The organism is Streptomyces sp. NPDC051211, assembly GCF_040689505.1.
Lineage (GTDB): Bacteria > Actinomycetota > Actinomycetes > Streptomycetales > Streptomycetaceae > Streptomyces.
Genome location: NZ_JBFBAV010000043.1, coordinates 36,953 through 59,122, shown reverse-complemented (window position 1 = coordinate 59,122; position 22,170 = coordinate 36,953). Strand labels below are relative to the sequence as shown.

20 protein-coding genes, 2 tRNA genes and 2 pseudogenes are annotated in these 22,170 nt (G+C 71.3%); 20 read left to right on the top strand and 4 right to left on the bottom strand.

Going from position 1 to position 22,170, the window contains the following annotated elements; genetic code table 11:
* Nucleotides 1-263: 263 nt before the first annotated feature.
* Nucleotides 264-407 carry a hypothetical protein gene (locus AB0447_RS30005; protein ID WP_366479971.1) on the bottom strand — a complete coding sequence of 48 codons (144 nt, stop codon included), beginning with the start codon at nt 405-407 and terminating at the stop codon, nt 264-266.
* Complete coding sequence (locus AB0447_RS30000; RefSeq protein ID WP_366479970.1) at nt 404-1,237, bottom strand: FMN-binding negative transcriptional regulator; 834 nt, start codon at nt 1,235-1,237, stop codon at nt 404-406. The genes AB0447_RS30005 and AB0447_RS30000 overlap by 4 nt, the downstream gene beginning before the upstream one ends.
* 27 nt (nt 1,238-1,264) lie before the next feature.
* Here AB0447_RS30000 and AB0447_RS29995 point away from each other — a divergent pair, with 27 nt between their 5' ends.
* The 8 genes from AB0447_RS29995 (at nt 1,265) to AB0447_RS29960 (ending at nt 9,140) form a co-directional block, all read left to right on the top strand.
* Entirely contained in the window at nt 1,265-2,503 is a 1,239-nt protein-coding gene (locus AB0447_RS29995; protein ID WP_366479969.1) for an arginine deiminase, read from the top strand.
* 124 nt (nt 2,504-2,627) lie between these two features.
* Nucleotides 2,628-3,464, top strand: a complete 837-nt coding sequence (gene ddaH / locus AB0447_RS29990; protein ID WP_366479968.1) for a dimethylargininase — start codon at nt 2,628-2,630, stop codon at nt 3,462-3,464.
* Between the two features lie 74 nt (nt 3,465-3,538).
* Nucleotides 3,539-4,876: a SidA/IucD/PvdA family monooxygenase gene (locus AB0447_RS29985; protein ID WP_366479967.1), complete on the top strand. Its 1,338-nt coding sequence runs from the start codon at nt 3,539-3,541 to the stop codon at nt 4,874-4,876.
* Between the two features lie 177 nt (nt 4,877-5,053).
* Nucleotides 5,054-5,272, top strand: coding sequence for a hypothetical protein (locus tag AB0447_RS29980; protein WP_366479966.1), 219 nt, complete (start codon nt 5,054-5,056; stop codon nt 5,270-5,272).
* 310 nt (nt 5,273-5,582) lie between these two features.
* A complete protein-coding gene (locus tag AB0447_RS29975; RefSeq protein WP_366479965.1) occupies nt 5,583-5,936 on the top strand; it encodes a phosphopantetheine-binding protein in 354 nt (117 codons plus the stop codon).
* A 59-nt stretch (nt 5,937-5,995) separates the two neighbouring features.
* Nucleotides 5,996-7,414 carry a class II 3-deoxy-7-phosphoheptulonate synthase gene (locus AB0447_RS29970; protein WP_366479964.1) on the top strand — a complete coding sequence of 473 codons (1,419 nt, stop codon included), beginning with the start codon at nt 5,996-5,998 and terminating at the stop codon, nt 7,412-7,414.
* Between the two features lie 39 nt (nt 7,415-7,453).
* Nucleotides 7,454-8,185 (top strand): response regulator transcription factor, encoded by a 732-nt coding sequence (locus AB0447_RS29965; protein ID WP_366479963.1) that lies wholly within the window; start codon nt 7,454-7,456, stop codon nt 8,183-8,185.
* Nucleotides 8,186-8,432: 247 nt separating this feature from the next.
* On the top strand, nt 8,433-9,140 hold the full coding sequence (locus AB0447_RS29960; protein ID WP_366479962.1) for an LmbU family transcriptional regulator: 708 nt from the start codon (nt 8,433-8,435) through the stop codon (nt 9,138-9,140).
* 51 nt (nt 9,141-9,191) lie between these two features.
* On the opposite strand, the gene AB0447_RS29955 is transcribed toward AB0447_RS29960, so the two are convergent.
* Nucleotides 9,192-9,273: transfer RNA gene (locus AB0447_RS29955), tRNA-Arg, on the bottom strand.
* A gap of 146 nt (nt 9,274-9,419) precedes the next feature.
* Between AB0447_RS29955 and AB0447_RS29950 the strand changes: the two genes are divergently transcribed.
* The 7 genes and pseudogenes from AB0447_RS29950 to AB0447_RS29920 all read left to right on the top strand — a co-directional run.
* Nucleotides 9,420-10,193, top strand: a complete 774-nt coding sequence (locus AB0447_RS29950; RefSeq protein ID WP_366479961.1) for a hypothetical protein — start codon at nt 9,420-9,422, stop codon at nt 10,191-10,193.
* 478 nt (nt 10,194-10,671) lie between these two features.
* A pseudogene (locus AB0447_RS29945) lies at nt 10,672-10,776 on the top strand (hypothetical protein); the annotation flags it as partial.
* 200 nt (nt 10,777-10,976) lie between these two features.
* Complete coding sequence (locus AB0447_RS29940) at nt 10,977-11,315, top strand: hypothetical protein (protein WP_366479977.1); 339 nt, start codon at nt 10,977-10,979, stop codon at nt 11,313-11,315.
* Nucleotides 11,312-12,430 (top strand): hypothetical protein, encoded by a 1,119-nt coding sequence (locus AB0447_RS29935; protein ID WP_366479960.1) that lies wholly within the window; start codon nt 11,312-11,314, stop codon nt 12,428-12,430. The genes AB0447_RS29940 and AB0447_RS29935 overlap by 4 nt, the downstream gene beginning before the upstream one ends.
* A complete protein-coding gene (gene fabG / locus AB0447_RS29930) occupies nt 12,411-13,202 on the top strand; it encodes a 3-oxoacyl-ACP reductase FabG (protein WP_366479959.1) in 792 nt (263 codons plus the stop codon). Before AB0447_RS29935 ends, fabG begins: the two co-directional genes overlap by 20 nt.
* A gap of 30 nt (nt 13,203-13,232) precedes the next feature.
* Nucleotides 13,233-13,670, top strand: a complete 438-nt coding sequence (locus AB0447_RS29925; protein ID WP_366479958.1) for an NUDIX domain-containing protein — start codon at nt 13,233-13,235, stop codon at nt 13,668-13,670.
* A gap of 649 nt (nt 13,671-14,319) precedes the next feature.
* A pseudogene (locus AB0447_RS29920) lies at nt 14,320-14,520 on the top strand (site-specific integrase); the annotation flags it as partial.
* A gap of 221 nt (nt 14,521-14,741) precedes the next feature.
* On the opposite strand, the gene AB0447_RS29915 reads toward AB0447_RS29920, so the two are convergent.
* Nucleotides 14,742-14,814 (bottom strand) — tRNA-Arg (locus AB0447_RS29915).
* A gap of 304 nt (nt 14,815-15,118) precedes the next feature.
* Here AB0447_RS29915 and AB0447_RS29910 point away from each other — a divergent pair.
* From AB0447_RS29910 to AB0447_RS29890, 5 genes are all read left to right on the top strand, one after another.
* Nucleotides 15,119-16,774 carry a dynamin family protein gene (locus AB0447_RS29910; RefSeq protein ID WP_366479957.1) on the top strand — a complete coding sequence of 552 codons (1,656 nt, stop codon included), beginning with the start codon at nt 15,119-15,121 and terminating at the stop codon, nt 16,772-16,774.
* 5 nt (nt 16,775-16,779) lie between these two features.
* Nucleotides 16,780-18,612 (top strand): GTPase, encoded by a 1,833-nt coding sequence (locus tag AB0447_RS29905; RefSeq protein ID WP_366479976.1) that lies wholly within the window; start codon nt 16,780-16,782, stop codon nt 18,610-18,612.
* A gap of 111 nt (nt 18,613-18,723) precedes the next feature.
* Entirely contained in the window at nt 18,724-19,125 is a 402-nt protein-coding gene (locus AB0447_RS29900; protein ID WP_366479956.1) for a single-stranded DNA-binding protein, read from the top strand.
* Nucleotides 19,126-19,283: 158 nt separating this feature from the next.
* Nucleotides 19,284-20,486: a TQXA domain-containing protein gene (locus AB0447_RS29895; RefSeq protein ID WP_366479955.1), complete on the top strand. Its 1,203-nt coding sequence runs from the start codon at nt 19,284-19,286 to the stop codon at nt 20,484-20,486.
* 103 nt (nt 20,487-20,589) lie between these two features.
* The gene (locus AB0447_RS29890) at nt 20,590-22,101 is read left to right on the top strand and encodes a phosphatase PAP2 family protein (RefSeq protein ID WP_366479954.1); all 1,512 of its coding nucleotides are present in this window, start codon (nt 20,590-20,592) and stop codon (nt 22,099-22,101) included.
* The last annotated feature ends 69 nt before the right edge of the window (nt 22,102-22,170 follow it).

Genomic DNA, 22,170 nt, shown 5'->3' with positions numbered 1-22,170 from the left:
GCGGGATGTGCAGATCCACACCGTCGAGGACCTTGTGCTCCCCGTACGCCTTGCGAAGACCGGTAGCCGTGATGGCCGTCATGACATTCCTCCTCTGAATGGACTGGACGAAGCGACGCGTGCGCTGTGCAGGTCGCGGATGGTGGTGCCGTGTACGGGAAGGCGCCGCTCGCACTCGACGGTCAGGTGAAATGCGATCTTGCGGTTCCTGTAGAAGACCGCATGGGCGGAGTGGGAAAAACTCCCCAGGATTCCCCCGGTATTCACCGCGACCTGCCGGATCTGCGTCGGTCGACGAATTCGACCAGGCGGGCCGCGATCATCCGGGACACGAGCAGGGCCGCGCTGCGGACCCCCATGTCGAAGTTCGGGGAGAACTGCCGCGTCTCGCCGTGCGCGCTGCTCACGGGAGGCTCGCCATGAGCGAGGCCGCCGCGCGATGGCGGGCACAGTCACGGGCACTGAACGACTCGTAGACGCGGTCGCGGATTTCGGGCGCCTGTTCCTGGCTCAGTTTGAACATTCCGTCGGCGCCGCTCACGGTGAAGCGGAACGCTCCGACATCCGGCAGGATCTTGCGGAAGTAGTTGATCGACTCGGACATGTCCCAGTCCGTGCCGAAGTCGGCCTCGAAGGCCTTCACGGTGGACGTCACCACCTCGAGGGTGTCCTCGGACGGGCCCGGCGAGTCGATCTTCTGGATCGTGCCACGCACGTGCACCGAGGTGAAGTTCCAGGTGGGAGCGGCCTGCGTCTTGCCGTACACGGTCGGCGAGACGTAGCCGTGCGGACCGGTGAAGGTCAGCAGTCCCACTTCGCCGGCCTCCAGCGCGGACCAGTGGGGATTCGACCGGTTCATGTGCCCGAGGAGCGTGGCGCCCTTCAGGTCGGGGGCCCAGTCACCGTTCATCTCCGGATCCGGAATGACCGGAAGATGGGTGGCGAACGGGCCGGTGAAGGGGCTTCCATTGTGGACGAGCAGCGCCAGCGGATTGTTGCGGATCAGGTCTACCATCCACGAACCGGCTGGCTCCTTGTATTGCGGCGGAACGAACATTTTGAATCCGTCCTCTCGGCGGCGGGTTGTTTCATCTGCCGAGAACACTAGCCACGCGTCTTTTTGAATCGTTATCGCTGCGACTTCACGGATCCGGCCAACCGGCGGGCGGGGCGGCCGAAAACCATTCGATACCGAAAGGGAAACCCCTGCCCATAGCTTCGGCAGCGGAGTCGTCACTGCTCCGTGTCGAAGTCAGGAGAGAACATGTTCCATGTGGATTCTGAGATCGGTGTACTGAAACAGGTGATCCTGCACGAACCGGGCCTGGCGTTCGAACGGCTGACCCCGTCCAACAAGGACGAGCTGCTCTTCGACGACGTCGTGTGGGTGTCCAGGGCCCAGGCCGAACACCGGGCCTTCCAGCAGGTCATGCGCGACCGAGGGGTCACCGTCCACCTGCTGCACGACCTGCTCGCGGAAACCGTCAAGGACGAGCAGGCCGTCGCCTTCGTCCTGGAGCGCATCCTGGACGACCGGCAGCCCCACCTGGGCCCCGCCCTCGCCCGGTTGACCGGTCAGGTCCTGACCGCCATGGGCCCGGACGAGCTGGCCGCCCACCTCCTCGGCGGGCTGAACAAGCGGGAGCTGGTCGAGGCCCTGGGAGAGCGCCGGCCGCACGGCGTCCGCTCCCTCGGGCTGGACCTGATGTCCGACGAGGACTTCGTCCTCGCACCGCTGCCCAACTCGCTCTTCACCCGCGACACCAGCTGCTGGGTCTACGACGGAGTCTCCGTCAACCCGATGATGAAGTCCGGGCGCAAGCGCGAGACCGTCAACTACGAGGCGATCTACACCTTCCACCCCATGTTCGCGGAATCCGGCGCGCACCGCTGGATCGACGGCGAGGCGATGGCCCCGGCCGCGATCGAGGGCGGCGACGTCCTGGTCCTAGGCAACGGCACCGTCCTCATCGGACTCGGCGAGCGCACCACCCCCGCCGGCGTGGAGCACCTGGCCCGCCGGCTCTTCCGGACCGGCTCCGCGGACCGGGTGATCGCCCTGGAACTGCCCAAGGCCCGTGCGTTCATGCACCTCGACACCGTGCTGACCATGGTGGACCGGGACGCGTTCACGCTGTTCACCGGACTGGACCGGCGCCAGCTGCGGTCCTGGACGCTGACCCCGGGCAACCACCAGGTCCCGGACGTCACCGAGAACAAGGACCTCTTCGACACGATCGGCGATGCGCTCGGCCTGGCCGGAGTCCGGGTCCTGCAGACCCGGCAGAGCGCATACGCCGCCGAACGCGAGCAGTGGAACGACGGCTGCAACCTGCTGGCCGTCGCCCCCGGCACCGTCATCGCCTACGAGGTCAACGAGAACAGCAACCGGATGCTCCGGGAGAACGGCATCGAGGTGCTGGAGATCAGGGGAGACCAGCTCGGCCGCGGCCGCGGCGGCCCCCGCTGCATGAGCTGCCCCATCGAGCGCGACGCCGCCTGAGCGGCCGAAACAGCGAAAAGCCATCGATAACGAAAGAAAAAGCCCGCCCGATAGCTTCGTGAGAGAGAACGAGAGCCAGCCACCCGGCTTCACGGGAGTCCCCATACCGAGAGGAAGAATTCCCTTGTCCCAGCCCCAGACCGCCCGTCAGGCCACGCCCCGCCACTACCTGATGTGCCGTCCGACGTATTTCGACGTCAACTACGCGATCAACCCGTGGATGGACCCCGACAAGCCGGTCGACACCGACCTGGCCATCGAGCAGTGGGACAACCTGCGCCGGCTGTACCTGGAGCACGGCCACACCGTCGACCTCGTCGAACCCCTCGAAGGGCTGCCGGACATGGTCTTCGCCGCCAACGGCGCGACCGTGGTCGACGACAAGGTGCTGATCGCCAGATTCCGCCACCGGGAGCGCGCCGCCGAGGCCCCGGCCTACCACCGCTGGTACACCTCCCACGGCTACGCCGAGGTGGCCTCCGCCGAGTACGTCAACGAGGCCGAGGGCGACTACATCGTCGTCGGGCGGACCGTGCTGGCGGGCACCGGCTTCCGTACCGATCCGCGGGCCCACGCCGAGGCCGAGAAGGTCCTCGGTGTCCCGGTGGTCAGCCTCACCCTGGTCGACCCCCGCTTCTACCACCTCGACGTGGCGCTGGCCGCGCTCTCCGACACCGAGGTCATGTACTACCCCGGCGCCTTCTCCGAGGAGAGCCTCGCCGTCCTGCGCGAGCTCTACCCCGACGCGATCCTCGTCGGCGACGAGGACGCGGAGGCCTTCGGCCTCAACGCCGTATCCGACGGCCGGCACGTCTACCTGCCGGAGACCGCGACCGGACTGGCCGAGCAGCTGCGCGCCCACGGGTTCGAGCCGGTCGGCATCGACCTGTCCGAACTGCTCAAGGCGGGCGGCAGCGTCAAGTGCACCACGCAGGAGATCCGTCACCGGGCCACGGCCTGATACCGCACCCGGCCGGCGTCACGGACGCCGGAATTCCATCACCCGTCACACTTACGCCAGTGGGAGAGATATCCATGAGTGCTCGCGAACACGAGATCTACGACGTGGTCGGCATCGGCTTCGGTCCGTCCAACCTGTCCCTCGCCATCTCCCTGGAAGAGCATCGCGCGAACGTCCTCACGAACCCGATCACCTCGGCGTTCTTCGAGCGCCAGCCCCGGTTCGGATGGCACCGCAACATGCTGCTGCCGTCGGCGACGATGCAGATCTCCTTCCTCAAGGACCTCGTCACCTTCCGCAACCCCGTGTCGCGGTTCAGCTTCGTCTCCTTCCTGCACGCCTCCGGCCGGCTCGCCCAGTTCGTCAACCGGCAGGACTTCTTCCCGACCCGCGCCGAGTTCCACCAGTACCTGGAATGGGCCGAGTCGAGCCTCAGCAACGTCGTCACCTACAGTTCGGCGGTCACCGGCATCAGGCTCCCGCCGGAAGCCGTCCACGGCTCACCCGAGTACCTCCAGATCGACGTCGGCAACGAGGCCGGCGGGACCCGGACGGTCAACGCGCGCAACGTCGTCATCTCGACCGGCCTCGTCCCACGCATGCCCGACGGCATAGAACGGCACGAACGGGTCTGGCACAGCTCGGAGTTCCTCGCCAAGTACGGCCAGGCGGATCCGGGTGCGCTGAAGCGGGTGGCGGTCGTCGGCGCCGGCCAGAGCGCGGCGGAGATCACCAAGTTCCTGTACGAGCGGCTCCCGCACGCACAGGTCACCGCGATCATGCCCTCGTACGGATACTCGGTCGCCGACGACACCCCCTTCGCCAACGAGGTGTTCGACGCCGGAGCCGTCGACGAGTACTACTTCGGGACCGAGCGGGCCCGGGACGCCTTCTGGCGCTACCACAAGAACACCAACTACGGGGTGGTCGACGACTCCGTCATCCGGGAGCTCTACCAGATCCAGTACGAGGAAGAGGTACGGGACGACAAGCGGCTGCACTTCCGCAACCTGACCAAGGTCAGCTCGGTCTCGCACCACGGGTCCGAGACCCGCGTCCACCTCGTGTCCCAGCTCGAGGGCGAGCCGCCGGAGCTCGACGTCGACGCGATCGTCTTCGCCACCGGCTACGACGCCCTGGACCCCAGCCGCCTGCTCGGCGACCTCGACCGCTTCTGCCTCCGCGACGAGGCGGGACGCCACCGGGTGGAGCGCGACTACCGCCTGGTCACCACCCCGGACCTGCCCATCGGCATCTACCTCCAAGGAGGCACCGAACACACGCACGGCCTGACCTCGTCCCTGCTGTCGAACATCGCCGTTCGCAGCGGTGAGATCGCCGACTCCATCATCCAGCGACGCGCCGAGCGGGAACTCGCCCCGGCGGTCGCCCTCCAGGCGGCCGATAGCTGATCCGTTCCGTCGCAGCCGCGCCCCTCGTGGCGATCCACCTGTGCAACACGGGTCGCCGCGGGGGGCTTTCTGCTGCGGGGCACACCGCACAAGACGGAGGTTTTCCTCCATGGTGCACGCGCGCGCGGGCGCGTAATTTCGGATATACCCCCAGGCATTCAAGGAGAGGGCATCATCATGGATTCCACGGCAGGATCGGTCATCGCCGGCTCGGCGCTCCTGGCCAGCACCACCCTCGTGGTCACGAGCCTCATCTGGCTCTCCAACGGCCTCATGCGGGAACGGCGTACGGCGGACAGCACCGCCGCCAACCTGCAGCGCGAGCTGCGCACCGAGGTCGCCGAGCTGAGCAACCGGGTCGGCGCCATGCAGCGCCTCCTGGAGGGCGTCGACTAAATCCCGCCAGGGATCCCCCGCCCTCCCCGCATTCCTTCTCCCTGTCCCTTTTCCCCTGATCCTTCTCCCTTCCCGACGCACCATCCACGCTGTGAGGGACATCCGCCGGGCCACGCCCGGCGGTCCTTCTGCGCGTCACTCGACGCGCTGCCCGCGGCCTCTCCCAGCCGGCGGGCCATTACCGCAGGACTTCCACCAGAAGAAGACCGATATTCGCCTGATAAGACCGCTCCCTAATGTCTTCCCCATGAAGACGTGGAGCCGGCCGTCGGCTCAGGCAGAGACACGATCCCTGGTGGAGGCGACGTACATGAGTGACGACACGGACGAGCACGGCTACGCGGCCGGCGGCCGACAGCGGCGCGAGGCACGCGGGTGGACCGAGGGCGGCAACCGCCCCGGCACCGACAGCGAGCGCCGGCTGGCCCGCCTCTGGGCCGATGTGCTCGGGGTGCCGGTGAACCGGATCCAGCGCACCGACAACTTCTTCGAGATCGGCGGCACCTCACGGGCCGCCGCCCGTCTGGTGATCGCGCTGGACCGGCACGTCTCCATCAACGAGTTCGCCGGCACGCACACCCTGACCGACCTGGCCGGCCTGCTCGACCAGCGGCTCGGCGTCCGGAGAGCCCCCGTCACCGCCGCCGTCCCGGCCCTCGGCTGACGTCTACCTGCCATCCACTCGGTACCCGAAGCCGACTCATTCATGGGAGACAGCGGAAGATGACGACCGTAATCGAAGCAACGGCAGCGGAGCAGGTTCTGGGCGCATCCCGCGAGGGGGTGTCCGCGCCGCCCGTCGTCGACCCGAGCGACACCCGGCTCTGGACCGCCGAGCAGCGCGCCGCCGCCCAGCAGCCCGACTGGCCGGTCCACTCGGCCGTGGATGTGGTCCGGGGGCAGCTGAACGCGGCCCTGCCGCTGGTCTCCCCGAGCGAGTGCGAGACGCTCAAGCAGCGGATGGCAGCGGTGGCCCGGGGCGAAGCGTTCCTGCTCCAGGGCGGCGACTGCGCCGAGACCTTCGCCGACATCACGGCATCCGCCGTCCAGGCCAAGGTGCGCACCCTGCTGCAGATGGCGCTCGTCCTCACCTACGCGGGCAGCGTGCCGGTGGTCAAGATGGGCCGGATGGCCGGCCAGTACGCGAAGCCGCGCTCCCAGCCGACCGAGACCCGGGACGGCATCACCCTCCCCGCCTACCGCGGCGACGCCGTCAACGGCTTCGACTTCACCCGGACCCAGCGCATCCCGGACCCGGGCCGCATGCTGCGCATGTACCAGGCGGCGGCCTCCACGGTGAACCTGGTGCGGGCCTTCACCACGGGCGGCGACGCCGACCTGCACCAGGCGCACAGCTGGAACCAGGACTTCGTCCGGAACTCACCCGTGGGCGCCCGCTACGCCCGCCTGGTCGAGCAGATCGACCAGGCCCTCAACTTCATGCGCGCCTGCGGCAGCGACGAGCAGGCGATGCACGCCGTCGAGTTCTTCGTCAGCCACGAAGGGCTGCTGCTGGAGTACGAGCAGTCGCTCACCCGGGTCGACCACGCCACCGGCCGCCCGTACGCCTCCAGCGGCCACCTGCTGTGGGTCGGGGAGCGCACCCGCGACATCGACGGCCCGCACATCGACTACTTCTCCAGGATCGCCAATCCGATCGCGGTGAAGCTGGGCCCGGCCACCAGCCCGGACACGGTCATGGCCCTGATCGACAAGCTCGACCCGGAGCGCGAGCCCGGCCGGCTCACCTTCGTCGTCCGCATGGGCGCCGGCACGGTGCGCGACCGGCTCCCCGCGCTGGTCGAGCGGGCGACGGTGGAAGGCGCCACCGTGGGGTGGGTCTGCGACCCCATGCACGGCAATACCTTCCAGGCGCCGTCCGGACACAAGACGCGCCATTTCGACGACATCGTCGACGAGGTCACGGGATTCTTCGAGGTGCATCGGAGCCTCGGTACACATCCCGGCGGAATCCACCTGGAGTTCACCGGAGATGACGTCACCGAGTGCGTGGGCGGAGGAGCCCGAGTGCGTTTCGGCGACCTGACGGATCGCTATGAATCGGCTTGCGATCCGCGGCTGAACCGTACTCAGTCCCTCGAACTCGCCTTTCTCACCGCCGAAATGTACCGGCGGCGCTGACTCCCCGATCCCGGCCATGGCCAAAGGAAGTGATCAACCATGCGTCTTGTCATTGCCGAAGGCTCCGCGATCCTGCGGGCGGGCCTCGCTCACGTGCTCGGTGACCGGGGCCATGAGCTGGCGGCGGCGGTCCACGACGCCCGTGTCCTGCCCGCCCTCGTCAACAGCCACCGGCCCGACGTGGTCATCGCCAACGTCCGGCTCGCGCCGACCTGGAACGACGAGGGCGTGGACGCGGCGCTCGCCGCGCGCGACGACCACCCGGGCACCGGCGTCCTGCTCTTCTCCTCGGCGCCCGAACCGCAGCACGTGGCCCGCCTGTTCTCCGGGGACGGCGCGGGTCTGGGCTATCTCCTCCAGGACCGGATGACCGACACCGACGAGCTGATGGGCGCCCTCTCCCAGGTCGCCCGCGGCGGCACCGTCGTCGACCCCCGGATGGTGGGCGCGCTGGCGGCGGGCGCCACCGCCCGGCCGGCCGACGGGCCGGCCTCGGGGCTCGGCCTGCTCAGCGAGCGGGAGCTGGAGGTGCTGTCCCTGATGGCTCAGGGCCGTACCAACAGCGCCATAGCCGACCGGCTGATCGTTTCCGCCGGAACGGTGGAGAAGCGGGTCGCGGCGGTCTTCGACAAGCTGAACATCCCGGGCAGCCCGGGGGACAACCGCAGGGTGCTCGCCGTCCTGCGTTATCTCACCGACCGGCACGCCCAGACCAACACCATCGACTTCACCCGGGAACGCCGTCGGCGCATGCTGGAGAGGGTGGCCTAGAAACGCACTCGATCTTCTGTTGAGGGAACTTGACAAGGTATCAACACCACCCTTCACCGCATTAGGCCTGGCGGAAAATGATGTGCTCTCCAGCGCGCACATAGTCGGCTGAAATGAGGTCGTGCACGTGAACTTGGCCAACAACACCGGTGTCGGGACGACAGCCCCCCACCGTCCCGGTCCGCAGGTGTCGAGGCTGATTCCCCCGCAGCGCACCATGCGCAGAGGTCAGCCCGGAACCGAACAGGTGCTCACGACAAGAGTGGGCCTGCAACTGCCCGTCGTCTTCACCTTCGAGGAGTGGCAGCGGGCCGGCCGTCAGCTGGCCGGCGTCGTGGACTCCTCCTCGTGGTGGCTGGGCGACTGGCTGGCGTACGGCAAGGACCACTACGGCGACCGGTACCAGCAGGGCATCCAGGCCGTGGGCCTGCGCTACCAGACGCTGCGCAACTACGCCTGGATAGCCCGCCGGTTCGAGATGGGCCGACGGCGGGCCAAGCTGACGTTCCAGCACCACGCCGAGGTGGCCTCGCTGCCGGTGGAGGAGCAGGACCAGTGGCTCACCCGGGCCGAGGAGTGCAAGTGGACGACCAAGAAGCTCCGGTCCGCCCTGCGCGAGGCCCGGGGCGGCGAGGACGCCCTGCGCGACCGGCCGGCCCCGCGGCGGCAGCTCGCCGTTCCGGCGGAACGTTTCGACCACTGGCTCAAGGCGGCCGAACGGCTGGGTACCGACCTTGACGAATGGGTCCTCGCGACCCTGGACTCGGCGGCCGAACGGGTCTTCGAAGCGCTGGGCCCCGGCGTCGCGGAGCCGCTCGCCCTGGAGGCGGCGGACCGGCCGGCCCACGAGAAGCTCCCGTCGGCGGACATCGACCGCCACATGGACCAGCTGATCGACGAGGTCCGCTCCGAGGCCGCCGACCAGCGGCTCTACCAGACCGCCGAGATCCTCTGAACGAGTACGGCCACCCGGCGCGCCGGCCTGTGGGCCCGTGAGGTCACAGGCTGGTGCCCCCGGCAGGACTCGAACCTGCGGCCAAGTGCTTAGAAGGCACCTGGTGTATGCACGGGCGATATACCCCTGACCTGCACGAACGGCTGCGGCCCCCGAGCAGTCGCCGAACCGTTCCGGCGTTCTCGGGAAACCCCCGTCCGGCCCCGCGGCCTCCACCTGCGCTGTCAGTGGCTGCGGCTAGCGTCCATCCCGTATGAATTCGAGGGCGGGAGGGTGCTCGTGGGAGCCAAGACAGGCCTACTGGCGTACGGGGACGGGGACATCCCGGCCGCCCTGCGTCAGGTGACCGCAGCCGGCATCGCGGAGACGACCGAGCTCGTCGGGCGGCTGTATCCGGGCTGGGGCATGGAGGCTGCGGAGGGCGAGATTCTGGGTGAGGGCACCTACCCCGCTGACGGACTCACCTACGCCGCGAGCTTCCCGGGCGTGGACATCGTCTGTGACCGGCGCCTGATGATCGACCGTCCGTCGCAGCTGCCCGGGCACCTGGTCGCGGCGAGTGCCGGACGGAGGATGGTCCTGCACGCGATGCACAGTGTGGTGGACTGGCTCGCCTTCGCGGTCTGGGAGAATGGCCAGCTCGTCCGCTCGCTGAGCCTGTCGCCTGACAGCGGCGTCATCGAGGACATCGGCAAGCCGTTCCCCTTCGAGGCTCCGTACTGGGCCGGTGACCACCCGGTGGAGATGGACCCGGACTGGGAGGACGAGACACCGTATCCGCTGCCCTTCCACCCACTCGAACTGGGAGAAGAAGCGCTCCGCGCATTCTTCGGCTTCATCCTGGAAGGCTGGCCGGCCCCCGACGACATCGACGCGGACGAGCTCCGGCTCCACGGCTTCCGCCTCACGGAACTGGCTGGCCGGGACCTCGCGCAACGGCAGGCTGACCTGGAGGAGGCGGCTCAGCGCGTGCGCGGCACGACGTATCGCCTTGCCCCGGACGGCACCTTGATGTCTGGTGCGGTACCTCTCGGGGGCGAGCCGGAGCTGTGATGCATGATCGGGCCATGACTCTCGGATCGCCGCCCGCGTGGGGTGTTCAGTACTGGGCGTACCTGCCCTCCGAGGCCGCCGCCAGGGTGGTCGCGGATGAGCTGGCTGAGCTGCGGCACCGCCTTATCGCGGTCCGTGCCCACGATCACTTCCGGTCCGATCCGTCCAACTTCTGGTCCGGGAGACCGTCGATGGATCCCGAGTTGGAGGGATGGTGGCAGGTGTTCTCGCTGGCCGTCTACTCCGGCCACGACCGTCTCGCCTTGGATCCCTTCCTCAGGAGTGAACGGACCCGTGTCGCGGGCATGGCCCGATCGCACGGCGGCTTCGTACAAGGAGGCGCTGAGGGACACGCGGTCACACTGGAACAGTCCTTCACCCGTGTCGGCCTGCTTCATGAACGGGCCGCCGCTGAGGTGCCGCTGCCCGACCCGTTGCCGGTGGAGCCCGTACCGCCTGCCGCGGGACCGCAGTGGTCATGCTCCGGAGTCGGCCGGCCAGACGAGGTGGTCCAGGCAGCCCGCTGATCGACCTGCTGGCCGTCACCGGCAGCGGCGCCCGGGGCAAGTACCAGCACGGCTGGAGCGACCTCGACGTCTTCGTCGTAGCCGATGCGTCCTCCCTCCACGGGATGCGCCAGATCCTCGCGGAGCTGGAGGCCGAACTCGGCGGGGTCAAGCTCGGCCTGACCGTGCTGACCCGGGCCGAGTGCAGGGCCGGCGCCGTGACCTCCCGGCTCCTCCACGTCCTCGCACTCCTCGGCAGCGGAGCCCTGGTCCCGCTGTGGTCCGCCCCCGGCCTGGCCCTGCCCGCGCCCGACGCCGCCACAGACGTCGATGCGACGGCATCCAGGCAGCCATCGAGATCCGCCGCCAGCTCCTCAAGGGGGCACCCGACCTCCGCGACCTCTACAAGGTCACCGCGCTGCTCGCGAAGATCCAGCTCCGCTTCATAGGGATCGACTGCCCCTCCGACGGCGACGCCCTCACGGTGCTCCTCGACGCCAAGCGGCAGGACATGAACCTGGTCACCACCGCCCGAACCGAGCACCCCGCCGCCGAGACGCTCGCGGCCGTAGTCCTCCAGACCTGGTTGGACACGCTGCCGGGGACAGCCCGGTGAGCGCGGGCGGCCAGCTGCCCCTGGCCCCAGCGGCCACCTTCCACAAGGCGACGGCAAGCCGCGAACAGGGTGCCACCGAGGCGAAGGGATGGGCGCAGCTCGCTCCCCGCATCTCGGTTCCGGCCCTTCACGGGCAGCTCCTTCTCCCGGACAGGCAGCTCCTCGCCTACGAGGACGTCTTCGCCACCGGCCGGTGCGAGCTGCTGATGGGCGACGTCATCGCCCTGGCCGACCGGGACCCGGCCGTGCTGCCCCGCCTGGACCGCCTGGTGGAAGGCGTCTGCGCTGACCTGCGGGCGGCGGCTGAGGAGACCGGGAATCGCATGCCTCTGGCCGACTGCGTTCCGGACCTCTACCTCGACCGGATCCGCCCCGGCGGCCGGCTGGATCGCTGGTACCTGCGCCGTGACCTGCCGATCGCGCTGCCCCACACCGGTACGGTCCTCACCCTCCGGGAGCTGGCCGACTTCACCCTCACCGCCAACGGTAGGGAGCTGACGCTGAACGTCGCCGACATCATCGACAGCCTCCGCCACGCCTTGGCCCCCGACCGCCGCTGGCTGGCCGGTCTGACACAGGGCGACCCGACGGAGCCCAACATCGCCGATCCGGTGTGCTGGCTCGACTTCGGGTTCGCCGGCCGCAACACCGCCGTAGGCGAAGCCGCCAACCTGCTCTGGTACTTGATGGCCCTGGGCGGCTGGCTCGTCCCCGACTACCAACCCGACGTGTACGCCTGCACCCTCCGCCTCGCCCTCCCGCCACAGACCCGCCCCCGCATCGAACACCTGGAGCTCCACGAGAGCAGCCGCCACATCGACGTCCGGTACTCCTGGAACACCGGCCCCGGCCGCGGCGCGGCCATCACCCGAGCCCTGGACGGTCTCCGGGGTGAGGGCGGCACCGCCCTGGAGGAGATCCACGCCTTCCTCGCCCTGCGCATCCTCGGCGTCATTCCGGCAGCCCGGCTGACCGGACACGACCTCTTGCTCGTGCTGATCAAGCTCGCCGAAAGCCAGGACCCGCTCGCGACCCTCGACACGTTCTTCACCACCACGCAGGCACCTCACCCCAACCCCGGTGAACGGAGCAGCCATGTCCCTGCCCCTGCTTGAGATCCCCCTCCAGGCCCGACCCCTCCAGGGCCGAAACGCCCTCGTCACCGGCGGAGCCACCGGCATCGGCGCCGAGATCGGACGGGCCCTCGCCGCCGCCGGAGCCACCGTCGCCGTCAACCACCTCGGCCAGGACCCCGACGCCCACGCCCTCCTCGCCGCCTTCGAGCGCGACGGAAGCCTCGGCATCGCGGTGAACGCCGACCTGACCGACCCCACCGCCGTCCAGACCATGGCCGAACTCGTCCGCGCCGAGATCGGCCCCGTCGACATCCTCGTCAACAACGCCGGCTCCTACCCCCGCGTCCCCTGGCAGGACACCGACGAAGCCGCCTGGAACTACTCCCTCGACGTGAACCTCACCGCCCACTACCGCACGTGCCACGCCCTGACCCCCGGCATGATCGAACGCCGCTGGGGCCGGATCGTGAACATCGGCAGCGTCAACGCCCGCGCCGGCCGCACCAACCTCGTCGCCTACAGCACCGCCAAGGCGGGCCTCCTGGGCCTCACCCGTTCCCTGGCCCGCGAGCTCGGCCCGTACGGCATCTGCGTCAACACGGTCCTGCCCGGCGCCATCGAGGTGGAAGCGGAGACCGCTATCCCCGCGCATCACCGAGCCCGCCCGGAAGACCAGATCAACCGCCAGTGCGTCCCGCGACGCGGACGACCCGAAGACGTGGCGGCCCTGGTGGCGTTCCTCGTCGGCCCGTCGGCATCGTTCATCACTGGGCAATCCGTCCACGTCGATGGCGGCTGGCTGCTGCACTGAGACCGTCAACAAGCAAGGAGACAGAGCGAAATGATCGAACGAGTCCGAGCCGTCCTCGTCACCGCGGACGACACGATGCTGGTCATCCGCCGCACCAAGCCCGGAATCCCCGTGTACTGGGTGCTGCCCGGCGGCGGGGTCGAGGAGAGCGACGAGTCCCGCGAGGCCGCTCTCCACCGGGAGATCCACGAGGAGATCGCGGGAGAGGCCGACATCATCCGCCTCCTGCACACGATGGAGTCCGACACCGAGCGTCAGCTCTTCTACCTCGCCCGCATCGCGACGTGGTCCTTCGAGGACCGCACCGGCCCCGAGTTCAGCACCGAGGGACGCGGCGAATACGCGCTGGAAGAGATCCCGTTGACCGTGGAGGGGCTCGACAGCATCGACCTCAAGCCCGAGGAGATCGCCCACGTCTTGCGGGGCGCCATCGGCGCCGGCCCGCTCGGGGCGAGGGCTGTGGTCTAGCCGTACGGCATGCGGGCATGCCACGAGGGCCAGCGCTGAGTTGCGTTGGCCCTCGTGGCGTTGCTCAGGAGAGGTGCAAGGTGGCGGGGGAGGGGACTCGATCGAGGTCCGTTCTGCTGAGTGGCGAGCGGTGCGAGCAAGGGCGGTGAGTCTGCAGCGGCAGCGGCGTTCAGGCGGCTTCTCCTCCTACTCTGGCCTCGATCCGCCCCCGGTCGAGGCTGGAAGGACCTGCGCCCCCTGGGGCAGGTCCTCTCCTGCCCCCTCGGGGGCGGGTTTGACGGAAGCTACGCTTCCGTCCCAACTTGCTCCGTTGTTGGCTGAGGTTATGGACGTTTGCTGCTCGCCGGACAGATTGTCGCGGTTGTTCTGGTCGTGAATGTGGCGTTCTTCTCTTGGGCGGGCCGCACAGGCTGTGCGGGGCGGTGGGTGGTGTCCGGCTCGTGCAGTAGGGCTTGTTCGTGGGTGGTGGATGCTGGGTGTTCGAGGCGTGCCGCTGACACGGGGCGGTGCGGATTCCGGGGACCGGACCCCCGTCGCCGTCCCCCGTCCCCGGTCCCCGGTCCCCGTCCCGGTCCCCGTCCCGGTCCCCGGTCCCCGCGGTCCCGTCCCCGGTTCCCTCTCCGGTCCCCGTCCGTCATCGGGACCGAAGTACGCCTCGCCCGTCGGCAAGCGTGTGTACGACCTGCGGCATACCTGCCTGACGACCTGGCTGAACAATGGTGTCCCGCCGGCCCAGGTCGCCGCATGGGCGGGCAACAGCGTCCCCGTCCTGCTCTCGACCTATGCCCGGTGTGTCGCCGGCCAGCTGGGCGACCTCCAGAAGCGCGTCGAGGGCCCGCAGGAACTGCCCGCCGTCGCCCCGCAGGCGGACCGGTCGGGGCAGAACTTCGGGAAGTTTTCGGGAAGAACGGCCGTGAAGAGTCGTCCGAAGCCGGGTTCAGCCGGACTGCCACCGTCCATGCCGGGGTCGGTGCCGGGGCTTATGTCGCCGCTACGACGCTCGCGCTAAAGTGCCGCTGACCTGCACGAAAGCCCTCCGTAGGCGGAGGGCTCGGGGTGGTGGACAGGAAGTGCCCCCGGCAGGACTCGAACCTGCGGCCAAGTGCTTAGAAGGCACCTGCTCTATCCACTGAGCTACGGGGGCCGGAAGGTGACCGTGAGCCGGGTCAAGGATAGGGCTCGATTCCCCTTGTCCCGGTTGCTTCACCCGCGTGCCACGATGTGGAGGTTCGGTGAAGCGGTCCCGATAATCGCAGGCAGATACGATTCACGCATCGCTTTTGCGCCGCTGCGCCCCGGGTGTTGTGTACTCGTTATGCCCCTGCCCCAGTCGCCCCTTCTGTCCCGAGTACCCGTTCGCCGCACTGCCCGGAGTGGCGGTCGGCGCGCAGAGGGCCTATAAGCTTCAAAAAGGCTCTCAAACCGGGCATTCTTCGCATGTGGTGACCTTGGATGTTCGGCCTCAGCTGCTCGATGCCCTCTCGGCCCTGCGCGACCGGGTCGCCTCCGTGCGTCTCCCGCTGCCCCTGCCCGGCGCCCCGCGCGCCCGCCAGACCAGAGCCGAGCTGCTGGCCCAGCTCGACGACTACCTGGTACCGCGGCTGAAGTCCCCCGAGGCCCCGCTCCTCGCCGTCATCGGCGGCTCCACCGGCGCGGGGAAGTCCACCCTGGTGAACTCCCTCGTCGGACGGCAGGTCAGCGAGGCAGGGGTGCTCCGGCCCACGACCAGGACGCCCGTCCTCGTCTGCCATCCGGATGATCATCACTGGTTCGCCGGCATGCGGGTCCTCCCCGACCTCATGCGGGTGTGGGGGGACCGGTTCGACGAGGAGGGCAGCAGCCTCGCCGGCAGCGCACGCGGCGCCTCCATGGGCGGCTCCGCGGCCTCGAAGGCCGGGCGCGCCGCCCGGCGGCCCGGCGGCACCGGCCCCCGCGAACTGCGCATCGAGACCGTCGGCACCCTGCCCCGCGGCCTCGCCCTCCTCGACGCCCCCGACATCGACTCCCTCGTCGTGGAGAACCGCAACCTCGCCGCCGAACTCATCTGCGCCGCCGACGTCTGGGTCATGGTCACCACCGCCTCCCGCTACGCCGACGCCGTCCCCTGGCACCTGCTGCGCACCGCCAAGGAGTACAAGGCCACCCTGATCATCGTGCTCGACCGGGTGCCGCACCAGGTGCTCGCCGAGGTCTCCCGCCAGTACGGGGCCCTGCTCACCCGCGCCGGACTGGGCGAGGTACCCCGCTTCACCGTGCCCGAGCTGCCCGAATCCGCCGGCGGTGGCGGACTGCTGCCCGCCACCGCCGTCGCCCCGCTGGCCGCCTGGCTCATCCACCACACCCAGGACCCCGCCGCCCGGCAGCAGGCGGTCGCCCGTACTGCGACCGGAGTGCTCGACTCCCTGCGCCGCCGGATTCCCGCACTCGCCTCCGCCGTCGCCGCCCAGCACGCCGCCGCCGTACGGCTCACCGGAGCGGTCGAGGACGCGTACAGGAGGGAGGGCAAGCGGGTCCGCAACCGGCTGAACCAGGGTGCCGTCCTCGCCGGCGACGCCCTCACCCGCTGGCGCGGCTACCCCCTCGACACCACCGCCGACGAACTGCTCGACTCCCTCGCCGAAAGCCTCGCCGCCCTCCTCCAGTGCGCCGTGGCCGCCGCCGACGAACGGATCGCCGCGGCCTGGCGGCGGGAACCCGCCGCCGGAGCCGTCACCCTGCCCGCCCCCGACCGGGAGGCCGCCGAACGGATCGGAATGGCCGTCCGCCGCTGGCGGCGGGTGCTGGAAGAACTGGCCGAGGAGGAGGTCGCCCGGCTCGACCGGCAGCCCGCGCCCGACCCCGACGGGGTGGCCGCACTGCTCGTCGCCGCCCTGCTCGGCGGCAAGCGGGCCCGGGTGGCCGGCGAGAAACTCGCCGAGCGCATTGGCGCCCAGGCCGCGCTGCGACTGCGCGACCGGGGCGCCGAACTCGTCGGCGAACACCTCGACGAGGTGCTCAGGGCCGAACGCGACCGCCGCCTCGCCCCCCTCGACGCACTCGAAGTCACCCCGGAGCCGCAGGCCGAACTGATCGCCGCGCTCTCCGTACTGCAGAAGGAGAGGTGACGCGGGTGACCGCCCTCACCGAGAACACCGACGACCGCTGGGACGACCGCTGGGACGACGGGCTGATCGCCCGGCGGGTCGCCGAGGACGGGGACCAGGAGGACGACGGCACCGACGACGCACTCGTCCGCGCCGTCTCCGGCGCCGGCAACGACGGCGGAAAGACCCCCGCCGCACCGCCCCTCAGCCCCGAGGGGCTGGCCCTGCGGATGCGCCTCGACGCCCTCCGCCAGCTGGTCGGCCTCTCCCGCACCCGCCTCGACGGCAAGACCCTCGCCGAAGCCGGCCGGGTCCTGGACGAGGCCGCCGCACGGCGCGGACTGTCCCCGCAGCACACCGTCGTCGCCATCGCCGGTGCCACCGGAAGCGGCAAGTCCACACTCTTCAATTCACTCGCCGGAGTGCAGATTTCGGAGACCGGACTGCGCCGCCCGACCACCGCCGCGCCGATCGCGTGCACCTGGACGGACGGGGCGGCCGGGCTGCTGGACCGGCTGGAGATCCCCGGCCGGCTGCGCCGCCGCCCCCGGGAAGGGTCGGTCGCCGCCGAATCCCTCCAAGGGGTGGTCCTGGTGGACCTGCCCGACCTGGACTCGGCCGTCCGCGAGCACCGCGCGCACGTGGACCGGGTGCTGGCGCTGGTCGACGCCGTGGTCTGGGTGGTCGACCCGGAGAAGTACGCCGACGCCGTCCTCCACGAGCGCTACCTGCGGCCGCTCTCCGGCCACGCCGAGATCACCTTCGTCGTCCTCAACCAGATCGACCGGCTGCCCGGCGAGGCCGCCGACCTGGTCCTCGACGACCTGCGGCGGCTGCTCGACGAGGACGGCATGGCCCTCGGCGAACACGGCGAACCGGGCGCCACCGTGCTCGGGCTGTCCGCCCTCACCGGCGAGGGCGTCGGCGAGCTGCGGGAACTGCTCGGACAGTTCGCCCAGGAGCGGGGCGCCGCCACCCGGCGGATCTCCGCCGACGTGGACCGCGCCGCGGCCCGGCTGCGCTCGCTGTACGTGGCCGACGGCCACGCCGGGCCGGAGATCGGGGAAGCGGCCCGCGCCGAATTCGAGGACCGGCTGGCCGAGGCGGTCGGCGCGTACGCGGCGGGGCTCGCCGCCGAACGGGCCTGGCGGCGCAACGCCGGCAAGGCCTGCGGAACGCCCTGGCTGCGGCTGTGGCGCTGGTACGAGAGCCGGCGCGCCCCGCGGCGGCTCGGCGGCCTGGCCGCCCTGGCCGCCCTCGGCGGCCGCACCTTCGGCGCCGAACCGGAACCGCCGCCCGAGGCGGAGGTGACCGCCCGGCAGCGGGTGGAGCAGGCCGTACGCACGGTCGCCGACGAGGCCGCCGCCGGACTGCCCGAACCCTGGGCGCAGGCGGTCCGCGAGACCGCGGTGCGCGGCGCGGAACGGCTGCCGGAGGCGCTGGACGAACTGGCCGTCACGGTGGGCGTGCCCACCGGCAAGCCGCCGCGGCCCGCGTGGTGGCCGGCCGCCGTGCTGGGCCAGGCGGCCATGACCCTGCTGCAGATCTTCGGCGGGCTGTGGCTGGTCGGGCAGATCGCCGGACTGCTGGAACCGAGCCTGCTGCCGCCCGTGATGCTGATGGTGGCGGGGATCGTGGGCGGGCCGCTGGTCGAGTGGACCTGCGTGATCACGGCCCGCGGACCCGCCCGCCGGTACGGGCAGGACGCCGAGCGGCGGCTCCGGCAGGCGGCGGCCGGCTGCGGCCGGGCCCGGGTGCTGGAACCCGTCGCGGCCGAACTGCTGCGCTACCGGGAGGTGCGGGAGCAGTACGCGGTGGTCGCCGCAGGGGGGAACAGGTTGTCCACAACCCGTCAGTAATCCACAGGGCGGGGCGGGTCGGGGGCGGCCGGGCGCAGCATGGCGGTACGCGATCGCAGAAGTGTCGAGCATGCGCGGGACCCGCGCTCAACGGGGAGGGGAACGACCGGGATGAACGAGACCCTGGTGACACTGGTGGGCCATGTGGCGACACAGGTCGACTACCGGGAAACACCGAACGGAGCATCGGCGAGATTCCGCTTCGCCGTGACCCCGCGGTTCCGCGACCGGCAGAGGGAAGCCTGGGCCGACGGACCGACCAGCTTCTACACCGTGTGGGCGCGGCGCTCGCTCGCGGCCAACCTGGCCGGCTCCGTCTCGGTGGGCGAGCCCTTGGTGGTGCACGGCAGACTGCGCGTGCGGGACGAGGAGCGCGAAGGCCGGAAGTGGTTTTCGGCCGACATCGAGGCCGTGGCCATCGGTCACGACCTCACCCGAGGTACCGCGGCGTTCCGCCGGATCGTCAAGGCGGGGCCGATGCTGACGGATTCTCAGAAGGCGGCGGTGGTCTAGGTGTTCGAGGCCGCTAGGATTCCCCGGTACTCACGGGCACCAGGGTCTTTGGCCCGAAGGGGAAGACTGTGTCTATTGCCGTTCCCGCTCATTCCGCTTCCATCGCCTCGGCAGGCTCCGCCGGGGCCCTCGGGTCCACAGGGGGTGCCGAGTCCGCAGTGCCTGCCGGGGCTGCCGGGGCCGCCGGGTCCGCCGGGGCGCGGCGGCGGCCGCTGGCCGTCGCGCTGCTCGCCGCCGCCCTCGCCGCCGCACCGGGTGCCGCCTCCGCCTCCGAGGGGCCGGGCAGGTCCCGGCCCCCGGAAGGCGCGAGCGCCGTGCTCGACGGCCTGAAGACCTACGGCCAGGCCGTGCTGCGCGGCACGGACGGGGCCGTCCGGCACATCCCCGCCGGGCTGTACGAGATGCGGGTCGACGGCGGCGGAATGCTGCAGACCTACGGAGTGGGGGTGGCCGGCTTCGCGCAGCCCGAGGAGCGGTACACCGAGACCCCGTGGAGCGGCAGCCCGCTCGGCGGGAACGGCGAGGCGGGCCGGATCCGGTGGGTGCTGGAGCACTCCTACCCCCAGCTCAACGATCTCGCCGGGCTCGCGAAGGCGGCCGGGGCCCCCGCGCTCACCGCGGAGAGCGCGGCCGCCGGCACCCAGGTGGCGATCTGGCGGCTGACCGACGGGGTGAACGTGGAGGCGGCCGACCCGGCTGCGGAGAAGCTGGCCGACTACCTCCAGCGGGCGTCCCGGCGGCTGCCCGAACCGCCCGCCTCGCTGAGCCTTCAGCCCGCCGAGGCGTCCGGGCCGGCCGGCAGCCGGCTGGGACCGGTCACCGTCCGCACCCGGGCGCAGAGCGTCACCGTCGCCCCGGACGCGGCGGCGGAGCGGATGGGCGTGCGGGTACTGGGCGAGGACGGACAGCCGGTCACCACCGCCGGGAACGGCACCCGGCTGTACTTCGAGGTCCCGGCGGGCACCCCCGACGGCACCGCCTCGGTGACCGTCCAGGGGGCCACGAGGGTCCCGGTCGGCCGGGTCTTCACCAGCGGCGGGCCCAGCCAGGCCCAGATCGTGGCGGGCTCAAGCGACTCGGCGGCCGTCGCCGGGGCAGCAGCGGTCTGGCCCGCACCCACGCCCCGCGACCTGGCCGCGCAGGGCGCACCCGGCACGGCGATCGGCGCGCCCGCCGCCATGACCCCGACCGCCGAGGAACAGCCCGAGGACCACTTGGCGGCCAGCGGCAGCTCCGCGGCCACCCCGGTGATCGCCTCCCTGGCGGTCGGCCTGGTCGTCCTCGGCGGCATGGTCGTGCTGCTGCTCCGCAAGCGCCCCCTCGACGAGGACGAGCCGCCGGCCGGGGCGGACGCGCCTTAGGCCGCCCGGCCGATCGAGCCGGACCCCTCACGGGGGTCCGGGCGGCGCCCGGCGGGGCGGGCCGATTCGCGGCGCGGTCGCCGGGTAGGGGCAGCAAATGGTGATGGAACGGAACGACGGACGGAAGCGGACCGCCACGGATGCCCACGGCGGGCCGCTGACCTGGCGGGGCGCGGTCGCCCAGTGGGACCGGGCGCTCTTCGACGCGGTCGCCCGGCGGCACTGGCCGGGCGGCGACCGGGTGCTGCCCCGGCTGAGCCGGGCCGCCGACCACGGGCTGCTGTGGGGCGGGATCGGTGCGGCGCTGGCCGTGTTCGGGTCGGCCGGGGTTCGCCGGGCGGCGCTGCACGGGGCCGCCTCGCTGGCGCTGGCCTCCGCGACCGTCAACACCGTCGGCAAATGGTCCGTACGGCGGGCCCGGCCGCTGCTGGAGGGGGTGCCGGCCGTCCGGCTGCCCGCCCGCCAGCCCTGGACCACCTCCTTCCCCTCGGGGCACTCCGCCTCCGCCTTCGCCTTCCTCACCGGGCTCGCCACGGTCGCCCCCGGCTGGGGCCTGGCGGTCGCCCCGCTCGCCGCGTCGGTGGCCTTCTCCCGCGTCTACACCGGTGCGCACTACCCGACCGACGTGCTCGCCGGTTCGGCCCTCGGGGTCGGTGCGGGCCTGGTCGTACGGCGGCTCGTGCTCGACGCCGAGCGGGCCCGCACCACCCCGGGTGACGAGCACCCGGCACCGGCGCCGGCCCTGCCCGGCGGGGCCGGTCTGACCGTGGTCGTCAACACCGGATCCGGCGGGAGCGGCGGCGCGCAGGCCCTGCGCGAGGCACTCCCGGCCGCCGAGGTGGTCGAGGTCGACGGATCGGAACTGCCCGCCGTCCTCGCCGAGGCCGCCGCCCGGTCCACCGCGCTCGGCGTGTGCGGCGGCGACGGCACCGTCAACGCGGCCGCCTCCGCCGCCCTCCGCGCCGGCATCCCGCTGGCCGTGTTCCCCGGCGGCACCCTGAACCACTTCGCCCAGGACTTCGGTCTGGTCGGCCCCGAGGACACCTGCCGGGCCGTGGAGGCCGGACAGGCCGTCCGCGTCGGCGTGGGCCGTTTCACCCCCGGCCCGGACGGCTCCGCCGAGCCCGGCTACTTCCTCAACACCTTCAGCCTCGGCGTCTACCCCCAGCTGCTGGGCCGCCGGCTCCGCTGGGCCCCGCGGATCGGCGGAGGCCCCGCCGCCGTGCTGGCCGCCGTACACGTCCTGCGCACCGAGCGCCCCCTCCGGCTCCGGCTGGCCGGCCGGCCCCGCAAGGTGTGGCTCCTCTTCGCCGGAAACGGCACCTACCACGGCACCGGGCCCACCCCGCGCCGCCGCCTCAGCCTGCGCGAGCCGCACCTCGACATCCGGCTCGTCCACGGCGGCGGCCGCCCCGGCATCCGCCTCCTCGCCGCCGCCCTGGCCGGCCCGCTGACCCGCTCGCCCGCCCACGTCGCGACCCGCCTGACCACCCTCCACCTCGAGGACATCCCCCCGGGCACCCCGGTCGCCTACGACGGCGAGTACGCCCAGGCCCCCAGCGCCTGCACCCTGGAAAAACTCCCCTCCGCCCTGACCGTCTACCGCCCCCGCTGACCCCCCGCTCCCCACCTCCCGGCCGTCCCGCCGCGATCCCGTCCGCAAGGCCGCCCGGCACGGGGTTGC

Coding starts and splice junctions, on each gene's coding strand:
- AB0447_RS29900 (WP_366479956.1), top strand. CDS start 18,724: ATGAACGAGACCCTGGTGACACTGGTGGGCCATGTGGCGACACAGGTC.
- AB0447_RS29985 (WP_366479967.1), top strand. CDS start 3,539: ATGAGTGCTCGCGAACACGAGATCTACGACGTGGTCGGCATCGGCTTC.
- AB0447_RS29970 (WP_366479964.1), top strand. CDS start 5,996: ATGACGACCGTAATCGAAGCAACGGCAGCGGAGCAGGTTCTGGGCGCA.
- AB0447_RS29980 (WP_366479966.1), top strand. CDS start 5,054: ATGGATTCCACGGCAGGATCGGTCATCGCCGGCTCGGCGCTCCTGGCC.
- AB0447_RS29975 (WP_366479965.1), top strand. CDS start 5,583: ATGAGTGACGACACGGACGAGCACGGCTACGCGGCCGGCGGCCGACAG.
- fabG (WP_366479959.1), top strand. CDS start 12,411: ATGTCCCTGCCCCTGCTTGAGATCCCCCTCCAGGCCCGACCCCTCCAG.
- AB0447_RS29965 (WP_366479963.1), top strand. CDS start 7,454: ATGCGTCTTGTCATTGCCGAAGGCTCCGCGATCCTGCGGGCGGGCCTC.
- AB0447_RS29890 (WP_366479954.1), top strand. CDS start 20,590: ATGGAACGGAACGACGGACGGAAGCGGACCGCCACGGATGCCCACGGC.
- AB0447_RS29925 (WP_366479958.1), top strand. CDS start 13,233: ATGATCGAACGAGTCCGAGCCGTCCTCGTCACCGCGGACGACACGATG.
- AB0447_RS29995 (WP_366479969.1), top strand. CDS start 1,265: ATGTTCCATGTGGATTCTGAGATCGGTGTACTGAAACAGGTGATCCTG.